A 13,630-nucleotide genomic window follows, 5' to 3' on the forward strand; every position below is an offset into this window, starting at 1 on the left:
GCTATCCTTTGAGAGCCTCTTATGCAAAGGAGTTATTGATGAAAATTACGACCAGTACCGGCTTAGTCGGTTTCTTATTAGCTCTATCGGCTTTGAGCGGTTCCCCAGCTCAGGCAACAGGAAGTGTATCTGAATTTTCTCACCCCTCTTCTAACCTGGAACAGCGCTTAAATCGCTTAACGGAAACCTTACAAAATCGCGAGCAACAGTTAGACTCAATTCCCCAATCTACGGAAACTGAACATAGCAAGGATATCGCCCAATTTCGTAATGTTTTCCGCAATGGGGGTGGCTTCAGAAATAGTGGCGGATGGCGCAATGGCGGCAGTTTTCGGAATGGGGGTGGATGGCGCAATGGATGGCGCGATGGGGGTGGTTTTGTGAACTTCCGCAATTTTTAGGCAGAACCCAGAACCCGCATCACGGGGAAAGCAGGGAGCTGTAGAAAATTGATCGAAATGATCGATAGTAGATTTCCTCCATGGTAGTGAACCTGTCCCTACGATCGGTGTGTTTCAAACTACGATGATTTACTGTAGGGGTGGGTTCTCTAGGATCTAGGGGAGCATAAACAATTTAGCTATAGAATCTTAAGGGGTGCTTCAAATCCATTAACCATTCCCCCCACAAGGCGCTATAATTGCCTCTCGTACCCATTGACAGCAGGGGAATTTACAGGTATGTCAGACTGGCAATTAATAGAAGGTGGAGTCACTGCCCCCAAGGGATATCAAGCCGCAGGCATTACAGCAGGGTTAAAAGCTTCAGGACAACCCGACTTAGCCTTGATTGTATCAGATGTGGAGGCGATCGCCGCCGGAGTCTTTACTACGGTACAAGTTCGCGCTGCTTGCGTAGACTATTGTCGTCAACGCTTAGAGCAAAAAGCGAGTGCTAAAGCGATTTTATGTAACTCCGGTCAAGCCAATGCCGCCACAGGGGAAGCAGGATGGCAAGATGCCCTAGAGTGTGCATCCCTGTTGGGAGAAGCTCTGAATGTCGATCCCAATTCGATCCTTTTGGCCTCTACAGGGGTGATCGGTCAACGGATCAAAATGGACATCATGCGATCGGGTATTCCCCAAGTAGTCTCTAGTTTATCTAGTGAAGGATCGAAGACGGCTGCTAGAGCGATTATGACCACAGATTTAGTGCCGAAAACCATTGCTCTAGAGGCTCAATTTGGCGATCGCCCCGTGCGTGTTGGCGGTATTGCCAAAGGCTCCGGGATGATCCATCCCAACATGGCCACCATGCTCTCCTTCGTCACTTGTGATGCCACCGTTTCGCCCCATCTCTGGCAAGAAATGCTCAGTCGAGCGGCTAACCGCAGCTTTAACCAAATTACGGTTGATGGCGATACCAGCACCAATGATAGCTTGATTGCCCTGGCCAACGGTCAATCCCGCACTCCAGCCATTACCACCATGGGGCCAGAAGCAGAAAAACTCGAAGCCATGCTAACCGCAGTGTGCCAGCATCTAGCCAAGGCCATGGCTCGTGATGGAGAAGGAGCCACCTGTTTAGTCGAAGTCGAAGTCTCTGGTGCAGATAATGAACAAGCTGCCAGTCAAGTCGCCAAAACTATTGTCGGTTCTTCCCTAGTTAAATCGGCTATTTTTGGCCGTGACCCCAACTGGGGACGCATTGCCGCAGCAGCAGGCCGTGCTGGAGTCCACTTTGAAGCCGAAAACCTGAATATTATGTTAGGTGACTTCAAGATGATGGAAAATGGCCAACCCCTCACTTTTGACCGGGATGGGGCTAGTCAATACATGAAACAAGCGGCCCAAGGCGCATATTTACAAGACGATACGGTGAAAATCGGCGTTTCCATCGGCAATGGCCCCGGTACTGCCAAGGCTTGGGGATGCGATCTCAGCTACGATTACGTGAAAATAAACGCTGAATACACCACTTAGGGAATAGGGAATGGGGAATAGGGAATCTCCCCATCCCCATCACCAACAAACTTAAACAAAAGGCCCCAGGGGGGTTAAAATAGGATGCCAATGATTGCATAATCTAAATCGACCCAGCGTTTTTATGATTTCGAGTAACGATTTTAGAACGGGCGTGACCATCGAACTCGATGGCAGTGTATGGCGGGTAATCGAGTTCTTGCATGTTAAACCAGGTAAGGGATCTGCCTTTGTCCGCACGAAGCTGAAGAATGCCCAAACGGGAAGTGTAATTGAGCGAACTTTCCGCGCCGGGGAAACAGTCCCTCAAGCGAATTTAGAGAAGAATACAAAACAGTTTACTTATCGCGATGCGAATCAGTTAGTGTTCATGGATATGGTGACCTATGAAGAGAGTCGCCTCAATGAAGACCAAATTGGCGATCGCGTTAAGTATCTTAAAGAAGGAATGGAAGTGAATATCCTCACCTGGGGTGAGAGAGTGATCGATGTGGAATTGCCCAACTCCGTTGTTTTAGAAGTTGTAGAAACCGATCCAGGAGTCAAGGGAGATACGGCTACGGGAGGCACGAAACCAGCTACCGTGGAAACCGGCGCTCAGGTGATGGTTCCTTTGTTTATCTCCATTGGTGAAAAGATTAAAATCGATACCCGTGATGATAGCTATTTAGGTCGAGAAAAGTAATTCCATCAACTTAATCTGTTTAAAAACATTACATTCCAAGCACTAGAGAAAGGGTGAAGCAACTGTGAATTTGAACTTTGACGAACTCCGTGAACTACTTACTACTTTAAGTCAAACCGATATTGCGGAGTTGACGTTGAAGAGTGATGCCTTTGAACTGACAGTTCGTAAGGGAGAAACTGGCGCTATTGCCAGCGTATCTCATGTTGCTGTCTCTTCCCCGGTTGTCCAAAGTCCAGTCCCTACCCCCACACAGCTCGCTCCACCCACACCTCCAGTCAGTGAACCCTCTCCACCTCCTCTAGAGCAAAAATTAGAAGAGATTAAGTCCCCAATGGTGGGGACATTCTATCGCGCTCCAGCTCCAGATGAACCGCCTTTTACGGAGGTGGGCGCTCGCATTCGGGTGGGGGATACGGTGTGTATTATTGAGGCGATGAAGTTGATGAATGAGCTGGAGGCGGAAGTCTCTGGAGAAGTGGTAGAAATCTTGGTGGACAATGCCCAACCGGTTGAGTTTGGACAGGTGTTAATGAGAGTGAAACCGAATTAGGGTTAACTGCCTGGATTTCACTTTTTATCCTGCTCATTAAAACCGGCTAATCCTTGGAAGAGCATGACTAAACCGCCGATGGCAATGGCGATCGCTAATCCCCCCGCAATCCAATCTAAAACCTGTGTATTTTCCATGATTCCTCTGAGTGTTGGCTATCTTTGAATAGGCTTGAAGTGTGATTCACTCCAACTCAAAGGTTCAGAATATCACACAAACCCTTATCATTAAGTAACAAACCCTTGTTGCTAAAAAGATATGCCCCTTGCTCATGTGATTGGTTTAGGTAAATCGGGAATCGCAGCCGCTAAACTGCTACACCGCCAAGGATGGCAGGTAAAAGTGAGCGATCGCCAAATCTCAGACTCCTTACGCCAACAACAGAAAACTCTTCAGGATCTGGGAATTGCCTGCGAGATCGGACATTCCTTTAGTCTAGAGGATACCCCGCTTCCCGAACAAATTGTGGTTAGTCCTGGGGTTCCCTGGGATATTCCGATATTGCTGCAAGCTAGAGCGCAAGGCATTGAAACTCTGGGGGAAATGGAACTCGCTTGGCGAGAACTCAAGGATATTCCTTGGGTAGGGGTTACGGGAACCAATGGGAAAACCACCACTACGGCTTTAATTGCGGCGATTTTCCAGACGGCTGGCTTCCATGCTCCTGCCTGTGGTAATATTGGCTACGCTGCCTGCGAGTTGGCCCTGGGGGAAAAACGCCCCGATTGGGTGATTGCGGAAATTAGTAGTTATCAGATTGAATCTTCCTCTACCCTGTCTCCGCAAATTGGGGTTTGGACAACGTTTACCCCCGATCATCTCAATCGCCATAAAACCCTGGAAAATTATTACACCATTAAAGCGCAACTTTTGCGGCGATCGCATCAGCAAGTCTTGAATGGCGATGATGCCTATTTACATCAAGTTGGCCTCGAACAATGGCCTGATGCCTATTGGACTAGCACTCAAGGCAAACAGCATTTAGTCACCTCTCCCCAAAAGGGTATTTATATTCAAGACCGATGGGTAATAGTGCAAGGAGACCCCATTTTACCGGCTGCCAGCTTAAGGATGGTGGGGGCCCATAATCAGCAAAATCTCTTAATGGCTGTGGCTGTGGCTCGGTTAGCGGGTATTGAACGGGAAGCCATTGCTGAGGCGATTGTCACTTTTCCCGGCGTTCCCCATCGCTTAGAACTCATTTGTACCCTGGATCAAATTGACTTTATTAATGATAGTAAAGCCACCAATTATGATGCTGCCGAAGTCGGGTTATCCGCAGTGCCAGCGCCAGTTATTTTAATTGCTGGTGGAGAAGCCAAAGAAGGCGATGATACCCAATGGTTGCATCGGATTAAATCTAAAGCAGCAGCCGTCCTCCTCATTGGCGATGCTGCTCCCCATTTTGCCCAACGCCTACAAGCTGTCGGTTATCATGGCTATGAAATCCTGGAAACCTTGGATCGAGCTATCCCCCGCTCCTTAGTCCTAGCCCAACACTATAAAGCTAAAGGGGTATTATTTTCCCCTGCCTGCGCCAGTTTCGATCAATATGCCAATTTTGAACAACGGGGCGATCATTTTCGCCAGTTGTGTTTAGAAATGACAGGTAAGAGCTGAGAATTTAGGGGAATAAATTTCAAATTTGATATTATGGAGTGGGAGCATCTTCCTCCCTAGATTTTTAATTAGGGTATTTAACCGAATTTGATACAGCGCAAAGCGCTGTATTGGTGGACAGTAGGAAAAGATCCCCCCTAGCCCCCCTTAAAAAGGGGGGAATAAGAAAGTCCCCCTTTTTAAGGGGGATTTTCCGCAAGCGGACATGAAAGGGGGATCAAAATGTCCCACATAAAGCGCGAAAACTGCTGTATGATATTATCTCCCACTCACCTGTTGCAATTTCCTCAGTTCCCGATGAACACTAATGCCAATTTCCAACGTTTCATTAATTAAGCGTCCATAATGACCATCTTGACCTTGAACATCAAAATCAATTAAATCCGACAAATTGCGATCTAATTGATGGAACAAATCATCGGGTAATTGGACTTGATGATACTCGCGCACCAGTCGTTCTGCTTTCAGGGCATGGATAAAGCTATCTTTAGTAATTTTTAGGGCTTGAACCATTTGATGACGATTCTCAGTATCTTGCTCCATATAACCGTCAGTAATTAACCCATCCATGCGATAGAATATGGTGACAATGCGCTCATAATTGTCCAGTTCATTTAAAAGATTGAGCAAGTAAATTAAAGGTTTAGAATTTAAATAAACGTAGAGATTAATCATCAAAAACAAAAAAGCAGTCAACCCCAAGCTAGAGGCGACGGGTAGCCAGTAATTCGGATTAGCGCTATTCCAGGAATTTTTAATCACCAGTAGTGTTGTACCAGAAGCAATCACTAAGGTGAGGAAAAATAACCCTAACTCTAATCCCGAAAATTTCAGCAGAGCTGCATTTCTTTTTTCCTCATTAGATTCCTGATGACTAACTTTCGCCCAAACCCGATAATATTCTCCCAGGAAACTATCATGGATAGAAATACCACTGATTTTTTGCAGGGTTTCATCGGATATTCGCAGATCTTCTGAGTCTGAATTCATAATGATTTGGGGACAACATACAGATGGGATTGAGTGAAATTAGTTAAATAAAGCAAGAAACGACCTGAAAACCGCACTATAAAAATTACTTTCTAGAGGACGGAACAGTTCAAATGCTTTGCCTGGAGTTCCCATAAAAGGCCGCAGTGTCCAACCAAGTTGACTGCCAATGATACCATAGAGGAACAACCATCCTAACAGAATTTTGTGGCGAATTTCATACCCAATATCATCGGTTTTCATCAGTTTTTTCATGCTTTCGTAAAAGAACTGAATCCCGAAACATCCTGTGATTCCTAAAATTAAAACATTCAAGAGGAGATAAAAGTGATAGTCGGGGATACTTAAGAGAAAGAAAACGGTAATAGGTGCAAAGCCACACAGTAAAATGCTAATCAATCCCATGGCACTCATGAGTAAACAAAGATATTGTTCGGGATTGCATTTAGAGCCAAATAAGACATTAAATAGATATAAAGTCGGAAAACAGATGATTAAGGTGAGTAAGTATAGGGCGGGGAGTTTGATGCTAGAGACTAGGGATTGATACCAATGACCATAGGCTCCCATAATCAATCCATAAAAGGCGAAAAATAGAGAACTAGAAATGAATAATCCCGTAATTTTGGATTTAATTTTAATCCCTTGGTAAATTTCATCCATGAATGAATTTCGCTCTCGAAGCATCTGCATGACGATGGAAAAATAATTCATAATTCTTGACTTTTTAAGTAATGTATTATAATGGAATGACTGAAAAAATAATTTTCAAGTTCCCATGTTCTATTGTAAGCTGAATTTTGGGGATGAATATCAATTGTATGAAATATTCAAGCTTATTTAAGATCCTATGGATGGTGGCTGTTTCTGTGCTGGTGCAAGGTTCGGGAATAGCATTAGGAATAGATCCAGGGATGGGTCGTATTATCGCCCAACCGGTGCAGCCGCTCCGTAGTGTTCCCCCTGGAATTCCACCGACTCAACGATTATCAGAACATACAGCAGCAGTAAAAGCAGTCGCAGTCAGTACCAATGGTCGCATCATTGCTAGTGCGGGAGAAGAGAATCAGATTTATCTGTGGGATTTGTGGGAAAATCGCCCCATAGGGATGCTAACGGGTCATACGGAAGCAGTGTTAGCTTTGGCCATGAGTCCACAAGGGAAATTAATGGCTAGTGCGGGTTTAGACCGCACGATTCGGGTTTGGAATACGGAAACGGGAGAGGAAATGACCACATTTACGGGTCATCGTAATGGTATTTTAGCTCTAGCGATTAGTCCGGATGGACGGATTTTAGCGAGTGGGGGATTGGATCGGACGATTCATTTGTGGAATCTGGAAACGGGAAAGGCGATCGGGGTTTTAGAAGGTCATGAAGATTGGGTGCAAGCGTTAACGTTTACACCGGATGGGAATACGTTAATTAGTGGCAGTGCGGATGCAACTATTCGCTTTTGGAATCTGTATACGGGTGAAGAACAACAGGTTTTAGAGTCGCCAACCGGTGGTATTTTAGCGTTGGCTTTGAGTGAAGATGGACAGATTTTGGTGAGTAGTGGGTTTGAATCGGCGATCGCCGTTTGGAATGTGCGGACGGGATTACTTGAAACTCTGTTAACCGGTCATCGCTTGGGAGTTTTGTCCCTGAAATTTAGTCCCACTGGGAATATTTTAGCCAGTGGTAGCGATGATGGCACGGTGAAGTTGTGGAATATGGATACGCGAACCGAAATTCAGACCTTTTCCGGTCATGATACGGGAGTGAGTGCGATCGCCTTTACCCCAGATCGTCGTTCCTTAATTAGTGGGGGAGATGATGCAATCGTCAATCTCTGGAATCTCGATACTCGTCTCTTTCCCGACAATTTCACCCCCCATGGCGATATGATTTCTGCCCTAGGATTTACGGGGACTGGAGATCTATTAATTAGTAGTAGTTTAGACCAAAGTTTGAAAATTTGGCCCGTTGCTGCACGGGATCATACTTCTCCTCTGCATACCTTTTCAGGTCATGATAGCTCCATTTGGTCTTTAGCCGTCAGTCCCATTCAACCGGTGGTTGCCAGTGGCAGTTTTGACGGCAAAATTAAGCTGTGGAATTTGATTACGGGACGATTAATTGAGACCCTCACGGCCCATCAGGGGGGAGTGTATAGTTTAGCGATTAGTGCTGATAGTCAACTGTTGGTCAGTGGAGGAGACGATCGCACCGTCAAGTTATGGGATCTGCAAACGGGGGTATTATTGAAAACTCTAGGCGGCCCCAAAGAAACCGTGTATACCGTTACTTTGAGTGGCGATCGCCGTTGGTTAGCCTCTGGTAGCGCCGATGGTGTGGTTCACCTGTGGGATCTGAATCGCTTAGAATTAGTCTCTAGTTTTCCCGCTCATCGGGGTGCGGTCTACGGTTTGGCCTTGAGCAGAGATGGTAAATTATTAGTCTCTGGAGGAGAAGACGGCCAAGTGCGCGTGTGGGATTTGCGACCGGTTGAGCAAGAAAAGCAAGAGATTCCCACAAGTCGTCGTTTACAGGAAAATGACTCTCAGGTGCGATCGCTCGCTATTACCCAAGATGCCCGCTATATCGTCACCGGGTCAAGTAGCCCAGAAGTCAAAGTTTGGAACCTAGTCACCGGGGAATTAATGCATACCTTAAGGGGTCATACTGGAGGGGTTTCAGCCCTTTCTATCCACCCCAATAACCGCACTGTTGCTACCGGTAGCATGGATCAAACCATCCGCTTATGGGACTTAATGACGGGGAAATCCCAGCAAGTTTGGCGCTAGGGGATCATAATAGAGAGTAAGTTGATGATTACTGAGGAGTGTGCGATCGTGAATAGTCAAGCTTTAGCCCGCTATATAGAAGCCACCGATGGCATCTCTAAACCCTGGTTGCTCCTCCAATTACGCTTAAAAAAGCTACAAGAGCGTCGCCACGAACTTGAACCCCAAGAGTACATGGAGCAATTAACCGAAATTCACGAAGACTTAATGAAACTCGGCCAATGGTGGAAAGGCATTGAAGATCAAGTCTTTTAGCCATTAGGGATACCATGCTCAATGAAGCTCAACAACATGAACCCAGTATCTTTTTTCCCAGGGAGTCATCCAATTAATAAATCTTCTTCAGAATAGCGAATCACCTTGGGTTTCGTATTTTGATAAAAGGAAGCCATGAGTAATAAAATTCCAACTCTACCGATATACATGATCAGGATAATGACCAGCTTAGAAAATTGAGATAAACTAGCAGTAATTCCTGTAGATAGACCAACGGTACTAAAGGCAGAGACCACTTCAAAAAAGATAGCTAAAAATTCGATCTCTTCAGAACCAATGCTGACTAAAATTGTGCCACAAATAATCACGAACAGCGAAGCAATAATTACCCCTACCGCCTTGATCAGTAAAACATTAGGAATTTGCCGTTTATAACACAAGACTTGATCGCGCTCTTGCAAAGCGGCTCTGGTGGCACTGAGTAAGATTCTAAAGGTAGTGGTTTTAATTCCTCCTCCTGTGCTGCCTGGACTCGCACCAATAAACATTAAGGGAATGGTGATGAATAAGGAAGTGATGGTCATTTGACCAATATCAATGGTGTTAAATCCAGCCGTTCTCGTGGTCACAGATTGGAACCAAGCAGCCAAACCTTTTTCCCATAAGTTCATGGATTCTAAGGTGGCTGGATTATAAAACTCGGTTTGAAAAAAAGCAAGTGCCCCAATCAGAAACAGGGCAATATTCGTACTGGTAACAATCTTGAAATGGAGAGAAAAAGTAAACCCTTGGTTGCGCTTAATCACCCGGCGATAAAACCAAGTATAGAGTTCCATAATCACTTGATAGCCAATACCGCCAAGGATAATTAAGGCGGTAATTACAGCAACTAAGGGAGTAGATGTGGCATAGGAGGAAAGACTATCGCTAAAGAGGCTAAATCCAGCATTATTAAAAGCGCTGATGCTGTGAAAAACAGCTAACCATAATGCTTGAGCATCGCCATAATCGGGTTGAAAAACTTGCCATAAGAAAAAAATACCGGTAATCTCAAAAATTAAGGTCATGCCAATAATCGATCGCACCAACTGCCCCACCCCTTCCATCCCCTGAGTATCCAGAGATTGCTGAATGGCGAGTTTATCCCTGAGTCCCAACTGTCGCCCTAACAGCAGCAAGAGAAAGGTGGTTGCAGTCATGTAGCCTAATCCTCCGACTTGGAAGAGCAAGCACAAAAACAGTTGTCCCCAAAAGGTATAGAATTGACCGACATCGACGATGGATAAGCCGGTGACGCAGACGGAGGAGGTGGAGGTAAATAAGGCCTTCATCATGTAATCTAGGGGCCCGTCAATGGTGGCGAAACCCTCTGGGGTAATGGCAAAGGGTAACATTAATAAAAGTGTACCGATCGCAATGACGGCCAAAAAACCAAGACAAATAGTACGCGCAACACTCATATCAATTAAAAATGAAAATTACCGAACCCTTTCCCCTCAAAATTCTATGTTAAGGGGTTTTGTGACCCGATCGCCCCCTAGCACTGCACCAGATGAACAATTTTACGCCACCCCAGGCGACAGCAGCGAAGGCAAAGCTGAGGAGGAAGGCGATGATAAAGGGATGGGGATCATTGCCATGATGCTCTTGCCAGGGAAATGTCAAGGGTTCCTGGAAGATGAGGGTGGAGGTGGAGGCAACGATCGCACCGACAGCAATTCCCATACCAATAGCCTGAATTTGGTCTTGGAGTTGTTGGTTTTGTTCCTGTAAACTGCGATCGCGCTGGGTTTGTTCAATCTCCACAATCCCGCGAATTGAGGCAATGGCTTTATCCGCTAAACTGGAACCCTCCACAAAATAGTTAATTTCGTCAGCGATGCGAGCTTGAAAATAGGGAGCAGTAACACGGGTAAACTCCCGGAAAAACTCCAGTTCCTGGGCCTGTACCTCATATTCTTGCTCTTGCAGGCTATTCAAAATCTCCGCCAACGTCACCTGATAATTTTTCGTATTGATACTAATGGTATTGCGACAATGCTTATAATTTCGCAACAGTCGCGCATACTCCAAATCCAACGCCGCCAACTCCTTTAAGACCATTTTTAGATCTTCTAATTGCGCCTGAGTTAAGGCTAAACGGCTTGTATTTTGGGTTAACTCTTGTTTAAAAGACTTGACTTTTTTCTCTAAATCTGTATAAGATTCATAGGCTTTTCGATATAATGTCCGCGTTTCCCGATAGGCAGAAACAACCTTATTTCGATAATAAAATAAATCAATAAATTCCTGATAGCTATCTACAAACTTTTCGCTCGGTAATTCCCCTCGAAACAGGAGAATTAATACATGAGGTTGTCCCTCTGCGTCTCCCGCAACATTCGCATCCAAAATTTGACCGCCAAACTCAAACAAGGGACTCCCAAATAATTCCCCAAACTGACAGAGTGGCAGACGTTTTAATTTACGGGAGGGCATTACCTGTTGTAAACAACGGCGGGCTAACTCTTGCAAATTCTCCGCCGATTGGTCTTGATGGTCTTCCGGCAAAAACGCTGTTAAAAGTAAGGTTTGCCCCAAAGAACTTTCTAGGAAATCAGGCAGAAAAACCCGCTTTTCTGTATTCAAATTGCGCCAAAACGAAAGCGGAACCGCCGCCGTTTTCTGTCCCTGTTCCTGTTCCGGGCGGCGTAAATTAACCGTTAAACTATAACTATCAAACCGTCGCTCTGTTAACACTCGCCCCGTAATTAAAGTATCTGACTGAGGCAATGTTCCCGTTAGTTTGAGAACTTTATTAGGGTTGAGATTAACATGAGGGCCGGGGGGTTCCTCTGAGTTTTCGGGATAGCCATAGAGGTGTAAGCGTTCCTCAAATCCCAAGGCTTCTAATAGCTCATCACCCCGTTTCCACAACTGTTTGGAATTCGGCGCGAGAGACTCCGGCTCTCCCGTTAGCCCGCGCCAGAGATGGAAAGCAAACAGATGTAAATTGGGAGCATAAAGGGAAGAAGTTAAGACGGTTTGCGAATCCATCGGCTCAAGGTTTGACGAACGTAAAGAAGCGGGGAGATGGGTTGACAGGATTCAGAGGCAGGAGCTGGAGTAATTAGGCTGTTTCCGTCAGGTTGTTCGATAATTTGGAAGTTGGGGATAATCGGTTTTGGGGAGGTTTCTACGGGTTCATCAACCTCTTTTCGTTGTCCTTGCAGAGCCTTTTTTAGAATGTTTATTTCCTGGGGAAATTGTGTCATCCAGTTCCTGATTTTCGCGGCGGCTTGTTCTAAATCTTGTTCTGGGAGGTTGTTCAAATCAGCCGCTAAGGACTCTGCGCTTTGGCGGGCGTTTTCTCCGAGAATAGCGGGCTTGGCTTCTAGGAGTTGGGCGAACATGACTAAGGTTTCAGTGGATTCGTTCATGGCGGAAGATTAGAAACAACTTACGACATTCCAATGGCACAAAATGCAGCCCAATGAATGGGATGTTCATAGGGTCGATGCTGGGGCAATTCTAAGCCTAAGTGTAAATGCTCTCGCAGCTTCGCCTTCGGATGAGGGGTTAACGCCGACTGCGACTCATTCAGCCAGGCTGTTAACTCCTGCTTCGTGACGGTTCGCATCCACTCTTGCGCCTGCTTTAAAGCCAGAGCAACCGAGGGCTGAGTCTGCATTTCCTCATAGAATTTTACCATTAAAATCGCCGTCGAGACATCATTCACCGCCCAGAGGCTACAAATCACGGTGGTTGCTCCCGCATAGAGGAAACCCAGTCCTAAACTGATGTACTCTTCTAACTCTGGGGAAAAGTCCATTAACCCGGTTTCGCAAGCGGAGAGAATCACTAAGCGACAGTAGGGTAAATCAAGCTGGAATAATTCCCCCAAGGTGTAACATAAGGTTAAATCCAGGGTTTTGCCTTTGCGCCAGGGAATAAACCGAGTATTGGCGGTTAATTCTGGTTCGGGGTTATTTTCCCTGGGCGATGATTCGGGTGGCGAGTCCTCACGTTTTACCACCGCCCCCGCGAGAACTAAAGGAGATAGTAAGGGACTGGCAAAGTTAAACGCCCCATGTCCAGCAAAATGGACATATTCTGCCTCGCGCAAATCCTTGACGGTGGTGGGTTCCTGGAGGGCGGTTTTGCTGGCTTCCTTGCGGGCGAGATGGCGGGTGGTGGTGGGGAATTTTGGTAAAATTGCCTCTACTTCTAAGTCTGCGTAGGCTAAATCTTCCGTGGGATTTTGGATAGCAAAGAGGCGTTGGCTTGAGGTAGTTTTGCGGTTGCGGTGGGAGACTTTTTGCAAAAATTGGCAACTGGGGGCATATTTCACCCCATCGGCAAATTTATCGGCTAAATATTGCGGGTTGCTGCTGTTGTCCGGGGATAAGTTGTCCAGGGGTAAAATATGCAGGGGAAATAGGTGCAAGTCTCGATAGGGGATTAATATCAGTTGGCGATATTTGTCCGTCAGGGGGGCAATCAGTTCTGAGATATGCAGGATATCCGCGAGACGATGCAGGTAGTGATTAAATTGCTCTTCCCAGTGGGATTTTTTCTGGGCATAGGTGTCGAGATAGGTTTGGCGGAGTTGTTGTAGTTGGGTATAGGCTTCTGGGGTGGAAATCCACACTGAGATCCCCCCTGCCCCCCTTGGAAAGGGGGGTTCTGAGTTTTCTTGCTGTTGCTCCGGAGAGATCCCCCCTGCCCCCCTTGGAAAGCAGGGGGTTTTCAAAGTCCGGGGCAATCTTTAAAAGAAAAGTGAACTTTTCCCGGTAAAATTAAGAAAAGCTCACTTTTTTCCAAAAAATTAAATCATGCTTACTAGCCTAATCGAAGAATTCAAAAAAATCAAGGA

Annotated in this window: 14 protein-coding genes; 7 read left to right on the forward strand and 7 right to left on the reverse strand. The window is 45.9% G+C overall.

Annotated features, from left to right (window positions below):
- Window positions 1-38: 38 nt before the first annotated feature.
- The 4 genes from grrA (at window position 39) to accB (ending at window position 3,160) form a co-directional block, all read left to right on the forward strand.
- Window positions 39-401 (forward strand): GrrA/OscA1 family cyclophane-containing rSAM-modified RiPP, encoded by a 363-nt coding sequence (gene grrA, locus PMG71_RS14965; RefSeq protein ID WP_283754507.1) that lies wholly within the window; start codon window positions 39-41, stop codon window positions 399-401.
- A 279-nt stretch (window positions 402-680) separates the two neighbouring features.
- The gene (gene argJ / locus PMG71_RS14970) at window positions 681-1,922 is read left to right on the forward strand and encodes a bifunctional ornithine acetyltransferase/N-acetylglutamate synthase (RefSeq protein ID WP_283754508.1); all 1,242 of its coding nucleotides are present in this window, start codon (window positions 681-683) and stop codon (window positions 1,920-1,922) included.
- Window positions 1,923-2,046: 124 nt separating this feature from the next.
- Window positions 2,047-2,607: an elongation factor P gene (gene efp, locus PMG71_RS14975; protein ID WP_283754509.1), complete on the forward strand. Its 561-nt coding sequence runs from the start codon at window positions 2,047-2,049 to the stop codon at window positions 2,605-2,607.
- A 64-nt stretch (window positions 2,608-2,671) separates the two neighbouring features.
- Window positions 2,672-3,160 (forward strand): acetyl-CoA carboxylase biotin carboxyl carrier protein, encoded by a 489-nt coding sequence (gene accB / locus PMG71_RS14980; RefSeq protein ID WP_283754510.1) that lies wholly within the window; start codon window positions 2,672-2,674, stop codon window positions 3,158-3,160.
- 17 nt (window positions 3,161-3,177) lie between these two features.
- Here accB and PMG71_RS23965 read toward each other — a convergent pair whose 3' ends face one another.
- A complete protein-coding gene (locus tag PMG71_RS23965; protein ID WP_347179296.1) occupies window positions 3,178-3,297 on the reverse strand; it encodes an NAD synthetase in 120 nt (39 codons plus the stop codon).
- Window positions 3,298-3,418: 121 nt separating this feature from the next.
- Here PMG71_RS23965 and murD point away from each other — a divergent pair, with 121 nt between their 5' ends.
- On the forward strand, window positions 3,419-4,780 hold the full coding sequence (gene murD / locus PMG71_RS14985; RefSeq protein ID WP_283754511.1) for a UDP-N-acetylmuramoyl-L-alanine--D-glutamate ligase: 1,362 nt from the start codon (window positions 3,419-3,421) through the stop codon (window positions 4,778-4,780).
- A gap of 258 nt (window positions 4,781-5,038) precedes the next feature.
- Here the strand turns inward: murD and PMG71_RS14990 are convergent, their stop codons facing one another.
- Window positions 5,039-5,770: a hypothetical protein gene (locus PMG71_RS14990; RefSeq protein ID WP_283754512.1), complete on the reverse strand. Its 732-nt coding sequence runs from the start codon at window positions 5,768-5,770 to the stop codon at window positions 5,039-5,041.
- 39 nt (window positions 5,771-5,809) lie between these two features.
- Window positions 5,810-6,484, reverse strand: coding sequence for a hypothetical protein (locus tag PMG71_RS14995; protein ID WP_283754513.1), 675 nt, complete (start codon window positions 6,482-6,484; stop codon window positions 5,810-5,812).
- 107 nt (window positions 6,485-6,591) lie between these two features.
- On the opposite strand from PMG71_RS14995, the gene PMG71_RS15000 reads away from it, so the two are divergent.
- Together PMG71_RS15000 and PMG71_RS15005 are read left to right on the forward strand one after the other, a co-directional pair.
- Complete coding sequence (locus PMG71_RS15000; protein ID WP_283754514.1) at window positions 6,592-8,559, forward strand: WD40 repeat domain-containing protein; 1,968 nt, start codon at window positions 6,592-6,594, stop codon at window positions 8,557-8,559.
- A gap of 48 nt (window positions 8,560-8,607) precedes the next feature.
- On the forward strand, window positions 8,608-8,814 hold the full coding sequence (locus PMG71_RS15005) for a hypothetical protein (RefSeq protein WP_347179297.1): 207 nt from the start codon (window positions 8,608-8,610) through the stop codon (window positions 8,812-8,814).
- Window positions 8,815-8,879: 65 nt separating this feature from the next.
- Here the strand turns inward: PMG71_RS15005 and PMG71_RS15010 are convergent, their stop codons facing one another.
- The 4 genes from PMG71_RS15010 to PMG71_RS15025 are packed head-to-tail and all read right to left on the reverse strand — an operon-like array spanning window position 8,880 to window position 13,405.
- On the reverse strand, window positions 8,880-10,235 hold the full coding sequence (locus PMG71_RS15010) for a TrkH family potassium uptake protein (RefSeq protein WP_283754516.1): 1,356 nt from the start codon (window positions 10,233-10,235) through the stop codon (window positions 8,880-8,882).
- A 49-nt stretch (window positions 10,236-10,284) separates the two neighbouring features.
- Window positions 10,285-11,811: a coiled-coil domain-containing protein gene (locus tag PMG71_RS15015; protein WP_283754517.1), complete on the reverse strand. Its 1,527-nt coding sequence runs from the start codon at window positions 11,809-11,811 to the stop codon at window positions 10,285-10,287.
- The gene (locus PMG71_RS15020; protein WP_283754518.1) at window positions 11,790-12,194 is read right to left on the reverse strand and encodes a hypothetical protein; all 405 of its coding nucleotides are present in this window, start codon (window positions 12,192-12,194) and stop codon (window positions 11,790-11,792) included. Before PMG71_RS15020 ends, PMG71_RS15015 begins: the two co-directional genes overlap by 22 nt.
- 20 nt (window positions 12,195-12,214) lie before the next feature.
- A complete protein-coding gene (locus PMG71_RS15025) occupies window positions 12,215-13,405 on the reverse strand; it encodes a CHAT domain-containing protein (protein WP_283754519.1) in 1,191 nt (396 codons plus the stop codon).
- Window positions 13,406-13,630: the final 225 nt, after the last annotated feature.

This window comes from Roseofilum acuticapitatum BLCC-M154 (assembly GCF_030068475.1).
Taxonomy (GTDB): Bacteria; Cyanobacteriota; Cyanobacteriia; order Cyanobacteriales; family Desertifilaceae; genus Roseofilum; species Roseofilum acuticapitatum.